Annotated in this window: 13 protein-coding genes; 9 read left to right on the top strand and 4 right to left on the bottom strand. The window is 68.8% G+C overall.

Translation table 11 applies throughout. From position 1 onward, the window contains the following. Window positions 1-41: 41 nt before the first annotated feature. The 8 genes from AC6CID_RS14140 (at window position 42) to AC6CID_RS14105 (ending at window position 9,912) form a co-directional block, all read left to right on the top strand. Complete coding sequence (locus AC6CID_RS14140) at window positions 42-2,849, top strand: DEAD/DEAH box helicase (protein ID WP_064061218.1); 2,808 nt, start codon at window positions 42-44, stop codon at window positions 2,847-2,849. Beyond that, window positions 2,850-3,620 carry an SWIM zinc finger family protein gene (locus tag AC6CID_RS14135; protein WP_006552557.1) on the top strand — a complete coding sequence of 257 codons (771 nt, stop codon included), beginning with the start codon at window positions 2,850-2,852 and terminating at the stop codon, window positions 3,618-3,620. A gap of 108 nt (window positions 3,621-3,728) precedes the next feature. Then, window positions 3,729-4,280 (top strand): DUF1360 domain-containing protein, encoded by a 552-nt coding sequence (locus tag AC6CID_RS14130; RefSeq protein ID WP_498354100.1) that lies wholly within the window; start codon window positions 3,729-3,731, stop codon window positions 4,278-4,280. A 194-nt stretch (window positions 4,281-4,474) separates the two neighbouring features. Continuing rightward, window positions 4,475-6,007: a CoA-acylating methylmalonate-semialdehyde dehydrogenase gene (locus AC6CID_RS14125; RefSeq protein ID WP_120282091.1), complete on the top strand. Its 1,533-nt coding sequence runs from the start codon at window positions 4,475-4,477 to the stop codon at window positions 6,005-6,007. A gap of 11 nt (window positions 6,008-6,018) precedes the next feature. Next, window positions 6,019-7,173 (top strand): isobutyryl-CoA dehydrogenase, encoded by a 1,155-nt coding sequence (locus AC6CID_RS14120; RefSeq protein WP_088899327.1) that lies wholly within the window; start codon window positions 6,019-6,021, stop codon window positions 7,171-7,173. Beyond that, complete coding sequence (locus AC6CID_RS14115; protein ID WP_006552561.1) at window positions 7,170-8,234, top strand: enoyl-CoA hydratase/isomerase family protein; 1,065 nt, start codon at window positions 7,170-7,172, stop codon at window positions 8,232-8,234. Before AC6CID_RS14120 ends, AC6CID_RS14115 begins: the two co-directional genes overlap by 4 nt. After that, entirely contained in the window at window positions 8,231-9,139 is a 909-nt protein-coding gene (mmsB, locus tag AC6CID_RS14110; protein WP_498354099.1) for a 3-hydroxyisobutyrate dehydrogenase, read from the top strand. Before AC6CID_RS14115 ends, mmsB begins: the two co-directional genes overlap by 4 nt. After that, on the top strand, window positions 9,136-9,912 hold the full coding sequence (locus AC6CID_RS14105; protein ID WP_498354098.1) for an enoyl-CoA hydratase: 777 nt from the start codon (window positions 9,136-9,138) through the stop codon (window positions 9,910-9,912). The genes mmsB and AC6CID_RS14105 overlap by 4 nt, the downstream gene beginning before the upstream one ends. 76 nt (window positions 9,913-9,988) lie before the next feature. Here AC6CID_RS14105 and AC6CID_RS14100 read toward each other — a convergent pair whose 3' ends face one another. From AC6CID_RS14100 to AC6CID_RS14085, 4 genes are all read right to left on the bottom strand, one after another. After that, on the bottom strand, window positions 9,989-10,516 hold the full coding sequence (locus AC6CID_RS14100) for a MarR family winged helix-turn-helix transcriptional regulator (protein WP_006552564.1): 528 nt from the start codon (window positions 10,514-10,516) through the stop codon (window positions 9,989-9,991). 72 nt (window positions 10,517-10,588) lie between these two features. Continuing rightward, window positions 10,589-11,737 carry a sulfotransferase family protein gene (locus AC6CID_RS14095; RefSeq protein ID WP_019288956.1) on the bottom strand — a complete coding sequence of 383 codons (1,149 nt, stop codon included), beginning with the start codon at window positions 11,735-11,737 and terminating at the stop codon, window positions 10,589-10,591. 12 nt (window positions 11,738-11,749) lie between these two features. Then, window positions 11,750-12,541, bottom strand: a complete 792-nt coding sequence (locus AC6CID_RS14090; RefSeq protein WP_498354097.1) for an SDR family oxidoreductase — start codon at window positions 12,539-12,541, stop codon at window positions 11,750-11,752. Beyond that, the gene (locus AC6CID_RS14085) at window positions 12,538-13,704 is read right to left on the bottom strand and encodes a hypothetical protein (RefSeq protein WP_498354096.1); all 1,167 of its coding nucleotides are present in this window, start codon (window positions 13,702-13,704) and stop codon (window positions 12,538-12,540) included. Before AC6CID_RS14085 ends, AC6CID_RS14090 begins: the two co-directional genes overlap by 4 nt. Before the next feature lie 82 nt (window positions 13,705-13,786). On the opposite strand from AC6CID_RS14085, the gene AC6CID_RS14080 reads away from it, so the two are divergent. Beyond that, window positions 13,787-14,728 (top strand): IclR family transcriptional regulator, encoded by a 942-nt coding sequence (locus tag AC6CID_RS14080; RefSeq protein WP_033097987.1) that lies wholly within the window; start codon window positions 13,787-13,789, stop codon window positions 14,726-14,728. Window positions 14,729-14,759: the final 31 nt, after the last annotated feature.

The raw sequence follows: 14,759 nt of genomic DNA, 5'->3' as shown, positions 1-14,759 counted from the left end.
GCCTGCCATCGGGGTCGGGTGCGGCTGGCACGATAGTGGGCATGTTGCACGGGCTGTGGTCACCGGGATCCGGCCTGATGCTGTGGTGGGACCCCGCCGCAGAGCCCGATCCCGACGCGCTGCCGTCTGCGCTGCGCCGGTGGATCGACCGCCCGTTCCGCCATCGCGTCACCCTCACCTTCCCTACGGAGACCGAGCCGAGCACGCTGCCCGCCGTCGCGGTCGCACCGGCGGACGCAGCCGAGCTTCTGCTGGACATGCCGCGGCGTCCCGGGGGTGTCGGCGGCGATCTGCGATATCTCGCGCACGTCGCCCGTGGCATCGAGAGGTGGGCGCAGGCCGGCCGCGTCGCACCGGAGCTCGTGCGTGTCGAGAAGCAGTGGTGGGCGCGGTGGCGCCTGCTCGGCGGCGAGAAGACGCGGGCCTGGTCCGCCGAACTCGCGGCCGCGATGTCTCCCGCGCAACGACAGCTCGGACGGCCCGTCGATCTCCTCGACGATCTGTGCCGCGAACTGACCGACCCCATCGTGCGCACCCTCCACGGCTCGTCGACCTCGCTGCACCCCCTCGTCGCTGCACTGGCCGAGGGCAGTCCCCATCCCCGTGGCACCCAGCGCATGGCCGATGCGCTCGAGGAATGGCGCGCCAGCCTCGCCGGATACGAACCCGACCTCGTGCTGCGCCTCGTCGAACCGGACGACGTCGACGACGGGGTCGGAGCCGACTCCATCTGGCGGCTCGAGGTGTGCCTGCGTCCGGAGGGACAGTCCCCGACGCCGCTGCCCGTCGAGGACACCGACCCGCACCTGCTCCAGATCGGCGTGCGCAAGCTCGGGACCGCGCTCCAGGCCTATCCCCGCCTGCAGGACGTGCCCCGCGATCCCGACAGTCTCGACCTTCTGCTGCCCACCCCGGTCGTCGTCGATCTCGTCGAGCACGGCGCCCGGGAGCTCGACGCCGCAGGCATCGCGGTGCTGCTACCGCGCGCTTGGACCCGGGTCGATCCGTCCCTGCGTCTGCAGGTCGAGTCACCCGTCGCCCCCGTGAGCGCCGACGACAGCGTCGTCGGGATGAACGCGATCGTCTCGTACGAATGGCAGCTCGCCGTCGGCGACATGCTGCTCACCCCGTCGGAGATGGAAGAGCTCGTCGCGGCCAACAGCGACCTGGTCAAACTGCGCGGCAAATGGGTGCGGGCCGATGCCGAGGCGCTGGCCCGCGCGGCCCGGTACGTCACCGCGCATTCCGCCGAGGACGCGACCCTCGGGTCGTTGTTCGCCCAGTTCACCGGCGACGATGCTCCGCCCGCGGAGGTCACCGAGATCTCCGCCTCCGGCTGGGTCGAGATGCTGCTCGACGGGCAGGCGCACCCCGAGCCTGTCCCCGTGCCGGCGGGATTGAACGCCGAACTGCGTCCCTACCAGCAGCGCGGCCTCGACTGGCTCGCGTTCATGAGCCGGCTCGGTCTCGGCGCCGTGCTCGCCGACGACATGGGCCTGGGCAAGACCATCCAGGTGCTCGCGCTGCTCGCCCATGAACGAGAGTCGGGCCTGCGGAACGCCCCGACCCTGCTGGTCTGCCCGATGTCGGTGGTGGGCAACTGGCAGCGTGAGGCCGAACGGTTCGTGCCCGACCTGCGGGTGCACGTCCACCACGGCGCCCAGCGGCTGAGCGGACCGGCGCTCGCCGCCGCTGCCGCCGACCACGATCTCGTGGTGACGACGTACGCCATCGCCGCCCGCGACGTCGCGCAGCTCGCGACGCTGACCTGGCAACGCGTGGTCCTCGACGAGGCCCAGCACGTGAAGAACACCGCGACCGCGCAGTCCCGCGCCACGCGCGCCGTGCCCGCGGCGCACCGGATCGCGCTCACCGGCACACCGGTGGAGAACCGGCTCGAGGAACTGCGCGCGATCCTGGACTTCGCGAATCCGTCCCTGCTCGGCACCGCGGCGTCCTTCCGGGCCCGCTTCGCGGTGCCGATCGAGCGCGACCACGACGCCGTCGCTGCGGCGCGGTTGCGGGCGCTGTCCGCACCGTTCGTGATGCGCCGCGTCAAGACCGACCCCGACGTGATCTCCGATCTGCCCGAGAAGTTCGAGCAGACCGTGCGCGCCAACCTCACGGCCGAGCAGGCCGCCCTGTATCGGGCCGTCGTGGACGACATGATGCGCCGGATCCGGGACAAGGAGGGCATGGCCCGCAAGGGCGCGGTGCTCGCGGCGCTGACCCGGCTCAAGCAGGTGTGCAACCACCCCGCGCACTATCTGGGCGACGGCTCGCCCGTCCTGCGTCGCGGACGGCACCGCTCGGGCAAACTCGGCCTGGTCGAGGACATTGTCGAGTCGGTGCTGGCCGACGGCGAGAAGGTGTTGCTGTTCACGCAGTTCCGCGAGTTCGGTGAGCTCGTCGTGCCCTATCTCGAGGAGCGGTTCGCCACGACGGTGCCCTTCCTGCACGGGGGAGTGTCCAAGGGCCGGCGCGACGCGATGGTCGACGGCTTCCAGAGCGAGGGCGGACCGCCGATCATGGTGCTCTCGCTCAAGGCGGGCGGCACCGGACTGAACCTCACCGCCGCCAACCACGTCGTGCATCTCGACCGGTGGTGGAATCCGGCGGTGGAGAACCAGGCCACCGACCGTGCGTTCCGGATCGGGCAGCGTCGCGACGTCCAGGTCCGCAAGCTCGTCTGTGTGGGAACGGTGGAGGAGCGTATCGACGAGATGCTCACCGGCAAGCAGGAACTGGCCGAGATTGTGGTCGGGGCAGGGGAGAACTGGATCACCGAGCTGTCCACCGATCAGCTGCACTCCCTGCTCACCCTCGGCGACGACGCGGTGGGGGACTAGATGGCACGGGGCAACGTACGCCGCTACGGCACGGCCCGCCGGATCGACGGCGGCATCGAGGCGCGCACCAAGCGGGGCTCGATCGGCCGCAGCTGGTGGTCGAAGGAACTGATCTCGGCGATGGAGGAGGTCGCCGAGAAGGGGCGACTGACGCGGGGCCGTGCGTATGCACGCGCCGGCCAGGTGATCTCCATGCGGCTCGAACCCGGAGCGGCCGTCGGCGACGTGCAGGGCAGTCAACTCACCCCGTTCACCTCGGCGGTGCGGGTGCGCACGCTCGACGAGGAGGCGGTGGGAGACCTCGTCTCGCTCGTCCGCTCGTCGCCGGGCATGCTGGCGCGACTTGCGGCGGGCATCCTTCCCGAGGAACTCGGATCGGCCCTCCTCCCGCGACGCGCGGGTGAACTCGACTTCGACTGCACCTGCCCCGACGACGGGTGGCCCTGCAAGCACGCCGCGGCCGTCGCCTACCTGCTCGCAGAACACGTCGACGACCAACCGTTCGCGGTCCTGACCCTGCGCGGGGTGGACCTCGCGACGCTGATCGGCGGCGTCGACGATGCGGGCGCCGACGAAGAGGTGGCCGCGGCGCGGGACTTCTACGGCGACGACACCGAGTTGTCCGAGCTGCCCACGGAGCGGTTCCGTCCCGCGCTCGAAGACCTCGATCCGATGCTGCTGCGCCGCGCGTTGCGGGCCGGCGGAACCGACGAAGCCGTGGTGATCCGGGGGATCATCGACCTCGAGGATCTCTACCGCCGCATGCGTTGACCTCGATCGGTCGCCGGTGGTTGTGTCGTCCGTCCCCGGGGTATGCCGCCCGTGAAGGTGACGGCTCCGGTCGCGCCACCGACAGCACATGCCACGAGTGGAGGATTCATGCGGACTCCGGAAGCATCGTCGACAGCGCGGGAGAACGCCGAACGTGCGGTCGATGCGGTCCAGCAGGAGGCCGACACCTATCGGAACGGGGAGGATCGACCCCTCGGTGGATATGCGGTGCTCATGTCCGTGTACCTCACCACTGTCGGCACGCTCGGCGCCGTCGCGGCAAAGCGCGGGTGGCCGATGCCGAAGCCCGATGCCGGCGATCTCGTGGTGACCGCGCTCGCGAGCCACAAGGTCTCCCGGATCGTGAGCAAGGCGGCGGTGACCAGTCCCGTCCGCGCACCGTTCACGAAGTTCGACGGCCCCGGTGGTCCGGCCGAGGTGATGGAGCAGCCCCGCAAGTCGTCGCGGGTCCGTCACGCCGTCGGGGAACTGCTGGCCTGCCCCTTCTGCCTCGACCTGTGGACGGTGACGGCGATGGTCTTCGGCCGCGTCTACGCTCCGAATCTCACGCGTCTGGTGGCGGGTTCGTTCGCGGCGTTGACCGGAGCCGACTTCCTGCACCTGGCGTACGCGAAGGCGCAGCAGATCGCCGAGGGCTGATATCGGCCCCTCGAGCATCGACCCCCTCGCGCATCGACCGTGCGTGAGGGGTGCCGGCCGATCCGGTCCGGTGTGACGGTAGACATACGTGGACTTCCAACTATAGGATGAGCGAAGACTTCGGGCCTTCGCCCGTTCGCGCCGAAAATCGCACATCCCACGTCATCGCACACCAGTAAAGGACGGGATCGGACATGAGCGTTCGAGAATTGACCCACTTCGTCGGCGGGCAGCACGTCGCCGGCACCTCCGGCCGCTTCGCCGACGTCTTCGCCCCCAACACCGGAGAGGTCCAGGCCCGCGTGCCGCTCGCGGCCGACTCCGAGGTCGACGCCGTCATCGCCAACGCCGCCGAGGCGCAGAAGGTGTGGGCGTCCTGGAATCCTCAGAAGCGCGTGCGCGTGCTCATGAAGTTCGTGTACCTGGTGCAGGAGAACATGGACGAGCTCGCCCACCTGCTGTCGAGCGAGCACGGCAAGACCGTCCCCGACGCGAAGGGTGACATCCAGCGCGGCCTCGAGGTGATCGAGGTCGCCATCGGCGCCCCGCATCTCCTCAAGGGTGAGTACACCGAGTCCGCAGGCGGCGGAATCGACGTGTACTCGATGCGTCAGCCCCTCGGCGTCGTCGCCGGGATCACCCCGTTCAACTTCCCGGCCATGATCCCGCTGTGGAAGGCCGGCCCGGCGCTCGCTGCCGGAAACGCGTTCGTGCTCAAGCCTTCCGAGCGCGACCCCTCCGTGCCGCTCCGTCTGGCCGAGCTGTTCCTCGAGGCCGGCCTGCCCGCCGGTGTGTTCAACGTCGTCAACGGCGACAAGAGCGCCGTCGACTACCTGCTCAACGACCCGCGCATCAAGGCGATCGGCTTCGTCGGTTCGACCCCCATCGCGCAGTACATCTACGAGACGGCCGCGAAGAACGGCAAGCGCGCACAGTGCTTCGGTGGTGCGAAGAACCACGCGATCGTCATGCCCGACGCCGACCTCGACCAGGTCGCGGACGCACTCGTCGGCGCCGCCTACGGCTCGGCCGGTGAGCGCTGCATGGCGCTGTCCGTGGCCGTCCCCGTGGGCGAGGAGACCGCGGATCGCCTCGTCGCCAAGCTCACCGAGCGCATCGCCGAACTGCGTATCGGCACCAGCTTCGACGAGAAGGCCGACTTCGGTCCGCTCGTGACCGCTGCCGCCCGCGACCGCGTGCACGGCTACATCGCCCAGGGCGTCGAGGAAGGTGCCGAGCTGGTCGTCGACGGCCGCGACTTCGTCCTCGAAGGTCACGAGAACGGCTTCTTCTCCGGCGCAACCCTGTTCGACAAGGTCACCCCCGAGATGTCCATCTACAAGGAGGAGATCTTCGGCCCCGTGCTCACCGTGGTGCGTGCGCGTGACTACGAGGACGCCCTGCGCCTGCCCACCGAGCACGAGTACGGCAACGGCGTCGCGATCTTCACCCGCGACGGCGACACCGCCCGCGACTTCGCGGCCCGCGTCGAGGTCGGCATGGTCGGCATCAACGTCCCGATCCCCGTTCCGATCGCGTACTACACCTTCGGTGGCTGGAAGGCCTCCGGCTTCGGCGACCTCAACCAGCACGGCCCCGACGCCTTCCGCTTCTACACCAAGACCAAGACGGTCACGCAGCGCTGGCCGTCCGGTGTCAAGGAAGGCGACATCGAGGGTGCGCACGTGGCCGACACCGACCACTTCGTCATCCCGACGATGAACTAGGCGGTCCATCGATGTTCGTTCTCACCGACGACGACCGGGCGATCCGCGACACCGCCCGCGACTTCGCCACCGAGTATCTGGCCCCGAACGCGGTCGAATGGGACCAGAGCAAGCACTTCCCCGTGGACGTGCTGCGCAAGGCCGCCGAACTGGGCATGGGCGGGATCTACGTCCGCGAGGACGTGGGCGGATCGGGGCTGCGACGCCTCGACTCCGTCCGCATCTTCGAGGAGCTCGCGAAGGGCTGCCCGTCCATCGCCGCCTACATCTCCATCCACAACATGGTCACGTGGATGATCGACAAGTTCGGCAACGACGACCAGCGCAAGCAGTGGATCCCGAAGCTCTGCACGATGGAGCACCTCGCGAGCTACTGCCTCACCGAGCCGGGCGCCGGATCCGACGCAGCGGCCCTGAGCACCAAGGCCGTTCGTGACGGCGACGAGTACGTGCTCACCGGAGTCAAGCAGTTCATCTCCGGCGCCGGCACGTCCGACGTCTACGTGGTCATGGCCCGCACCGGCGACACCGGCGCCCGCGGCATCTCGGCGTTCATCGTCCCGAAGGACACCCCCGGGCTGTCCTTCGGCGCCAACGAGAAGAAGATGGGCTGGAACGCGCAGCCCACCCGCCAGGTCATCCTCGACGGCGCCCGCGTGCCCGCCGAGAACCTCCTCGGCACCGAGGGCGGCGGCTTCCGGATCGCCATGCACGGCCTCAACGGCGGCCGCATCAACATCGCCGCGTGCTCGGTGGGCGGCGGCCAGACCGCCCTCGACCGGGCGGTCGCCTACCTCGCCGAGCGCAAGGCATTCGGCGAGCGGCTGCTCGACTCGCAGGCGCTGCAGTTCCGCCTCGCCGACATGCGGATCGAACTCGAGGCCGCACGCACGATGCTGTGGCGTGCCGCCGACGCGCTCGACCGCGGCGCCGACGACGTCGTGGAGCTGTGCGCGATGGCCAAGCGCTTCGCGACCGACACCGGTTTCGAGGTCGCGAACGAGGCGCTGCAGTTGCACGGCGGATACGGTTACCTTGCCGAGTACGGGATCGAGAAGATCGTCCGCGACCTGCGCGTGCATCAGATCCTGGAAGGAACCAACGAGATCATGCGGGTGGTCGTCGCGCGGAGCGTGGTGGCCGCAGCGCAGAACGGAGCGGCATGACCGGGCAGGAACCCGAGATCCTCATCGACGTGAAGGACGGCATCGGCCGTATCACGCTCAACCGACCCAAGGCCATCAACGCGCTCAACCACGCCATGGTCCTCGAGATGTCGAAGGCCCTGAGCGCGTGGGAGAACGACGATTCGGTGCGTGCGGTGCTGGTGCGCGGTGCCGGTGAGCGCGGCCTGTGCGCCGGCGGCGACATCGTCTCGATCTACCACGACGCCAAGGACGGCGGCACGGGGTCGCAGGACTTCTGGCGCGACGAGTACATCCTCAACGCCGCCATCGGTCGCTACCCGAAGCCGTACATCGCGATCATGGACGGCATCGTCATGGGCGGCGGCGTCGGGATCTCGGCGCACGGCAACGTCCGGATCGTCACCGAACGCTCGAGCATCGCGATGCCCGAGACCGGAATCGGATTCGTTCCCGACGTCGGCGGCACCTACCTGCTCTCGCGCACCCCCGGCGAGATCGGCACGCACATCGCGCTGACCACCGGACGGATGAAGGCCGGCGACGCCGTCACCCTGGGCTTCGCCGACCACTACCTGCCGTCCGAGTCGCTCGACAAGTTCGTCGCCGCACTCGAATCCGGCCCGCTCGAGGACGCGCTCGCCGAATACTCGCAGCCCGCACCGGAATCGGCGCTGCTCGGGCAGCGCGAATGGATCGACGCGGCGTACTCCGCCGACACCGTCGAGGAGATCGTCGAACGCCTTCGGGCTTCCGATGTTCCGGAGGCACGGGAGACCGCCGGCCAGGTGCTCGCGAAATCGCCTGTCGCGCTGAAGGTGACCCTCCGCTCGCTGCGTCACGCCCGGCAGCTCGGCAGCCTCGAAGAGGTGCTGAACGAGGAGTTCCGGGTCTCGACCGCCTCGCTGAAGTCGCACGACCTCGTCGAGGGCATCCGCGCACAGGTCGTCGACAAGGACCGCAACCCGCAGTGGTCGCCGGCGACCCTCGCCGATGTCACCGAGGCCGACGTCGACGCCTACTTCCAGCCGCTCGGCGATCTCGAACTCGGGCTCGCCGCTCCCAAGGAGAACGACCGATGAGTGAACTTCCCACCGTCGCCTTCCTCGGCCTCGGACACATGGGTGGGCCGATGGCCGCGAACCTCGTCCGCGCCGGGTACACAGTCAACGGTTACGACCCGGTTCCCGCTGCGCAGGAAGAGGCCACGAAGAACGGCATCACCGTCGCCGAGGCCGCGACCGACGCGATGCGCGGCGCCCAGGTCGTGATCACCATGCTGCCCAACGGCAAGCTCGTCCTCGACCTGTACGACGAGATCCTGCCTGCGGCCGAGGCGAACACGTTGTTCGTCGACAGCTCGACCATCGACGTCGCCGATGCCCGCGCGGCGGCGGACAAGGCACGCAAGGCCGGTCACCGTGCCGTCGACGCCCCGGTCTCCGGCGGTGTCGCCGGTGCCGCCGCAGGCACCCTCGCGTTCATGGTCGGCGGCGGCGAGGACGACTTCGCCACCGCGAAGCCGCTGCTCGAGGCCATGGGACGTAAGATCGTCCACTGCGGCGGGTCGGGCAACGGCCAGGCCGCGAAGATCTGCAACAACATGATCCTGGGCATCTCGATGATCGCCATCAGCGAGGCATTCGTCCTCGGTGAGAAGCTGGGCCTCGACAACCAGGCACTGTTCGACGTCGCGTCCAACGCGTCCGGTCAGTGCTGGGCGCTGACGAGCAACTGCCCGGTGCCGGGCCCCGTCCCGACCACCCCCGCGAACAACGACTACACGCCGGGCTTCGCGGCCGCGCTCATGGACAAGGATCTCGGACTGGCCGCGAACGCGGTGCGCGCCAACGGTGTCGAGGCCGAACTCGGACTGCGTGCAGCCGAGCTCTACCATCGTTTCAACACCGAGGGTGGTGGAGGACTCGACTTCTCCGCCATCATCACCGACATCCGAGACCGCTCGACCGTGAAGGACAGCCAGTGACCGATTTCGAGACCATCCTGCTCGACCGCAAAGGCCGCGTCGGCATCGTCACCCTCAACCGGCCGAAGGCGCTCAACGCCCTCAACAGCCAGTTGATGCGTGAGGTCGTCGCCGCCGTCGAGGAACTCGACGCGGACGACGAGATCGGTGCGATCCTGCTCACCGGCTCGGAGAAGGCGTTCGCCGCCGGCGCCGACATCAAGGAGATGGCTCCGAAGACCTTCGCCGAGGTCTACGCGGAAGACCTGTTCTCGCAGTGGGATCGGCTCTCGTCCGTCCGCAAGCCGATCGTCGCTGCGGTGTCGGGCTACGCGCTCGGTGGCGGTTGCGAGCTGGCGATGCTGTGCGACTTCATCATCGCGTCCGACACCGCCAAGTTCGGTCAGCCCGAGATCAAGCTCGGCGTCATCCCGGGCATCGGCGGATCGCAGCGTCTCACCCGCGCCGTGGGCAAGGCCAAGGCCATGGACATGTGCCTGACCGGCCGCAACATGGACGCCGAGGAGGCCGAGCGCGCCGGACTCGTCTCGCGCATCGTTCCCTCCGCCGAACTGTTCGACGTGGCGCTCGAGACGGCGACGACCATCGCGTCGATGTCGCTGCCGGTTGCGATCATGGCGAAGGAGGCCGTCAACCGGTCCTTCGAGACGACGCTGGCCGAGGGTGTGAAGTTCGAGCGCCGCGTGTTCCATTCGACGTTCGCCACCGCCGACCAGAAGGAAGGCATGGCGGCCTTCGTCGAGAAGCGCGCGCCGGAGTTCAAGCACGCCTGATCCGCACCACCCGTACACGACGAAGGGCCGCCCCGGACGGGGCGGCCCTCCTCGTTTCTCGGCAATCTCTCGCGCCTCACCACTTGGAAGGCGCACCGCCGGTGTCGAAGTCGCCAGCGTCGTGCCGCATCGTCGCGATGATGCGCAGCAGTGTGTCGATGTGCTCCTCCGGAATGCCGGGCCGGGCGAAGACCTCCGTGTTGAGCTTCTCCGTCGCCTGGATCGCCAATGCCCGTCCCTCGTCGGTGAGTTCGATGAGTGTGGCCCGTCGATCGCTCGGATGCGGGGTACGCCGGACCAGTCCGGCCTTCTCGAGCCGGTCGACGGCATTGGTGACGCTGGTGGGGTGCACCTGCAGGCGCGCGCTGGCCTTCGCCATCGGCAATGCTCCCGACCTGGTGAAATGCAGCAGCGTGAGCAGTTCGTAGCGGGCGAAGGTCAGGCCGAAGGGCTTGAGCACCTCCTCGACCCGCGCCATCATGATCTGCTGTGCCCGCATCACCGAGGTGACCGCGGCCATGCCGTCCGCGACTTCGCCCCAGCCGTGGGCGGTCCACTGGCGGTGGGCTTCGGCGATGGGGTCGAGGGGGAGTGGTGCGGGCATGCCTCCATCATCCCACGGACGAACGCGCAGGTAGCCAGGGCACACCGGTTTCCGGTGCCTTTCCTGCCGGGTTCAGCGGTACGCGTAGTCGCGGAAACGTTCGTCGACCTCGCCCACACTCAGCCCGAACTCCTCGAGCGTGTACCGGTGCGCGGGTTTCCTTGCCCCGCTGCGGCTTTCTTCGTGCAGGTCGGCCATCGCGCGTTCGGCCTCCGCGGTGAACGGCAGACCGAACCGGTCGTACAGGCCGCCGACGGTGCCGAGTGGATCGGCGACGAAATCCCGGTAGTCCACGTCGACGAAACGGGCGGGATCGTGCCGGCGGCGCACCTCGGTGAAATGATCGAAACCCCGTGCCCAGAGGTCGAGCTGGCTGCGCCCGATCGTCTCACCGACGAACGCGTCGGACCATCCCTCTGTGGCCTGCGCCGCGAGGCTGCACACCGACGGGATCACGGTGCGCGGATCTCGATGGGTGACGACGACGAGCGCGTCCGGATACACCGTGAGCAGTTCGTCCAGTGCGAACAGATGACTGGGATTCTTGAGCACCCACCGCTTGTCGGCGTCCGGCAGTCCGATGAGCTGCAGATTCCTCCGGTGCCGGGCATAGGCCGCGGTCCAGTCCTGCTCCGCGAGCCACTGCGAATAGGTGGGCAGGTGGGCCAGGCACTCGTAGGAGATCGAGCGGAACGACTGGCGCAGCAACTGCCAGCATTCCTCGACCTCGGCGGCCGACATGTAGTGCACACCCATGAATTCGGGATGCTCGACGTGGTGCTGTGCGAATCCGGCCTCGATCCCGGCGAAGACGGGATTCTCCGCCCAGGTCTCGCGAGGAGGTCGCGGTTGCGGCATCTCGGTCAGCCACATCTCGAGCCCCTGATGGGCGGGATCCGCGGCGAGTAGGCGGTGCAGTGCCGTCGTGCCGGTACGGGGCAGGCCGGTGACGAAGATCGGCCGGGTGACCGGGACGTCCGCGTGCTCGGGATGGGCAGCCCAGGCAGATTCCGACAGCAACCGCGCCACGAGGGCGCCGCGCAGGAAGACCCGTGACATCTTGCTGCCGAGCGGGGTGAGCTTCTCGTCCCGCGCATACGACTCGAGCAGGACCTCGAGCCCGTCACGGTAGTCGTCGTCGCCGAGATCGGTCAGGCCCGTCAGGCGGGTCGCGGAAGCGTGCAGATCCTCGACGCTGCCGACGGTGGTGCGTTCGCTCATGTGCTTTCCCGTTCAGTGGTGGTATTCGCCGCAGTTGACGTCGAGGCACTGGCCGGTGATCGCCGACGCCATCGACGAGGCCAGGAAGATCACCGCATCCGCGATTTCCTCGGTGGTCGGGAGACGCTTCAGATCGGAGGCGGCGGCGGTGTGCTCGTAGATCTGTTCGACGGTGGTGCCGTACTTTCCCGCCTGGTGTTCGAAGTACCCCTGCAGGAGCGGCCCCCAGATGTGCCCCGGTGCAACGGAGTTCACCCGGATTCCCTGCGGTCCGAGTTCCGTCGCCAGGGACTGCGACATCGCCAGCAACGCCGACTTCGCGAGTTTGTAACTGCCGTAACGTTCCTGGGAGTGCCGCAGCACCATCGAATTGATGTTGACCACCGCGCCGGCCGACTCGGCGAGGGCGGGGGTGAACAACTGCGTGAGCCGCAGCGCGCCGAGGACGGTGAGCTCCACGCTGTCCCGGATCTGCTGGAAGTCGGTGCGCGCCAACAGTTTCATCGACGGAACGGAGAACGCGTTGTTGACGAGCACGTCGACACCACCGAACTCCGAGACCGCAGACTCGACAAGGGCGGCGGCGGACTCGTCGTCGGTGATGTCGGTGGGCACGACCAGGGCCCGGCGGCCCGTGCTCTCGACTTCCGCTGCAACCTTCTCGAGCCGCTCCCGGGTCCGGGCGGCGAGCACCACGTCGGCGCCGTGTTCGGCGCACCGCAGCGCGAGGGTGCGCCCCAGTCCCGGGCCGACACCGGAGATCACGACGACGCGGTCGCGGAGCAGTCCCGCTGCCGCGCTCATGCGAGCATCCGATCGGCGACGCCCCGCTGACGGTCCGCGATGCGCTGCGCCCAGGCCTCGGGAGTGATGCGGTTCGAATCGTGGAAGGGCAGGACCTCGGAGAGCCGGTCGAACGGCACCACCTCGGCGGTCGGGCCGTCGGCTGCGGTGAGTTCGCGATCGAGGCGCTGCCAGCGGAACTGCAGGATCCCGCGGCTGCGGCCGAGGGTCTCGACCCAATTGGTCAGCCCCGGATCGCGGGCCGAGACCACGATCCGGACCATCCCGTCGGGATCGACCTGCGCCTGACTGTTGTTCAGGGAGGTCTGGTGGTGGATGTAGTCCAGGGAGATGTACCAGAGGCTGCCGATCTGGAAGCCCAGATAGGGCGCGTCGCTCGCCGGGAGGGTCAGGACCATCGCCTCGTCGTCGCCGAGTTCGTAGTGCCCGACGGATGAGTACTGCGTGTCGAGACCACCTGGGGTGCGGCGCGGCTCGGTGACCGTGTTCACCGGCAGCTTCAGGTAGAACCACTCGGGGAACTGCAGCCAGGTCTTCACCCGCGAGACCAGTGCGCGACCGGCGCGTTCGTAACGGGTGACCGCGTCCTGGTGGGTGGGTTCGGGTGCCGGGGTGCCGAGACTGTCGAGCCGGTGGATGCTCAGCATGCCGCGGCGCTGCGTCCAGTCGCTGTAGACCTCGCGGACCACGAGCTGCGACGAGCCGGGCGCGAGCGGGAAGTAGTTACGTTCCGGGTCTCGTGGGCGGGGTCCGAACCGCACCTGGAAGGTGCCGTCGTCGGCGATGGTCAACGCGCGGTCGTCGAAGGCCGTGACGTTGCCGGGCACCTCGGCGTCGGTGTAGTTGCCGGCCAGCACCTGGAAACTGAGATCGCAGGTCGTGCCGCGGCGCCCGGCGACGACGTACTCGGCGTCGTCGCGTATCGATGCGCCCCAGTACAGGGTGTCGGGATTGTCGAGGCCCATCTTCGCGTAGGGGCCGGTGCCGGTGACGAAGACCGGATGGGATCGGCTGTACGCGAAGGTGGCGTGGACGCACGCCGAGATCCCGCCCGCCAGATATCCGTATCCCTCGACGAGGTCCTGTTCGGTGCGGATGTGCGGGGCTGTGGCGACGAGCTTCTCGGCCTCGGCTATCGCCGCGGTGAGCGGATCGGTGAGCACTACGATCTCCTGTGGTCCAAATATGTACCGCTGCGGTAGTCTTCCGTTGCGCCGAGAGTAGAACGTGTTCCAGGGAGGGTCAATGGCTCGTCGCGAGACCGAGACACTCGGGAAGCCGACCGCCGGGGCGGGAGCCGCCCGCCGGTCGCCGCCCACGGAACGCGTCGTGCAGGTCCTCGACCACCTCGTCGCGCGACCCGGCGTCCGGTTCGGACTGTCGGAACTGGCGCGCGAACTCGATCTGAGCAAGCCCACCTGCTTGGGCATCCTCACCGTGCTCGCCGACGCGGGTTATCTGATCCGCGACCCCGTCGACAAGACCTACGGTCTCGGGCCGGCACTGATCGTCGCGGGACGCGCAGCCCAGCGCGGCTTCGCGTCCGGGCCGGTCGCCCACCGGCATCTCGCCGCCCTCTCCGAGGAGTTCGCCGTGATGTGCTCTGCGTCGGCGGTCGTCGGCGACCGGATCGCGGTGCTCGACGTCATCGGTGGCCACGGCACGGCCGCGGCGGCACGCGTGGGGGAGGTGTACCCCTTCGCGCCCCCGGTGGGGCTGATGTACGTGCTGTGGGACACCGACGAGCGCATCGAACAGTGGCTGCGGCGAGAGCCGACCCTGCCCGTGACCGTCGACCGCGACGAGCTGTGGCGGATCGTCACCGAATGTCGCCGGACAGGTTATCTGGCGGAGTCCCTCACTCCCGGCGGCCGTCGCCTGTACGCGCTCATGGCGGGAGTGGTCTCGCACGACCTCGCGCCCGAGATGAGGGAGATGCTGGCGGAACTCGTGGCCAGCCCCGGCGAGCGCGTGCTGCTGCCCGACGCCTTCGCCGCGGGGGAGAAGCGGGCGGTCAACCTCGTGGCCGCCCCGGCCTACGATCCCGACGGCCACCAGTCGCTCGTGCTCACGCTGCACCTCGAGCGGGAAGTGGACGCCGCCGGGATCGAACGGTACGGCGCGGCACTCGTGGCGGTCGCGGATGCGATCACCGCAGATCTCGGCGGACACCGGCCACCGCGCTGACGGAGGGCTGCGGAGACCACCCGTTGACCTG

The organism is Rhodococcus sp. GQ147, from assembly GCF_059759155.1.
Note: the sequence above shows the minus strand (reverse complement) of the source record. Positions and strands in the feature narration are given on the sequence as shown.

Coding starts and splice junctions, on each gene's coding strand:
- AC6CID_RS14090 (WP_498354097.1), bottom strand. CDS start 12,541: ATGAGCGCGGCAGCGGGACTGCTCCGCGACCGCGTCGTCGTGATCTCC.
- AC6CID_RS14100 (WP_006552564.1), bottom strand. CDS start 10,516: ATGCCCGCACCACTCCCCCTCGACCCCATCGCCGAAGCCCACCGCCAG.
- AC6CID_RS14080 (WP_033097987.1), top strand. CDS start 13,787: ATGGCTCGTCGCGAGACCGAGACACTCGGGAAGCCGACCGCCGGGGCG.
- AC6CID_RS14135 (WP_006552557.1), top strand. CDS start 2,850: ATGGCACGGGGCAACGTACGCCGCTACGGCACGGCCCGCCGGATCGAC.
- AC6CID_RS14125 (WP_120282091.1), top strand. CDS start 4,475: ATGAGCGTTCGAGAATTGACCCACTTCGTCGGCGGGCAGCACGTCGCC.
- AC6CID_RS14140 (WP_064061218.1), top strand. CDS start 42: ATGTTGCACGGGCTGTGGTCACCGGGATCCGGCCTGATGCTGTGGTGG.
- AC6CID_RS14095 (WP_019288956.1), bottom strand. CDS start 11,737: ATGAGCGAACGCACCACCGTCGGCAGCGTCGAGGATCTGCACGCTTCC.
- AC6CID_RS14115 (WP_006552561.1), top strand. CDS start 7,170: ATGACCGGGCAGGAACCCGAGATCCTCATCGACGTGAAGGACGGCATC.
- AC6CID_RS14130 (WP_498354100.1), top strand. CDS start 3,729: ATGCGGACTCCGGAAGCATCGTCGACAGCGCGGGAGAACGCCGAACGT.
- mmsB (WP_498354099.1), top strand. CDS start 8,231: ATGAGTGAACTTCCCACCGTCGCCTTCCTCGGCCTCGGACACATGGGT.
- AC6CID_RS14120 (WP_088899327.1), top strand. CDS start 6,019: ATGTTCGTTCTCACCGACGACGACCGGGCGATCCGCGACACCGCCCGC.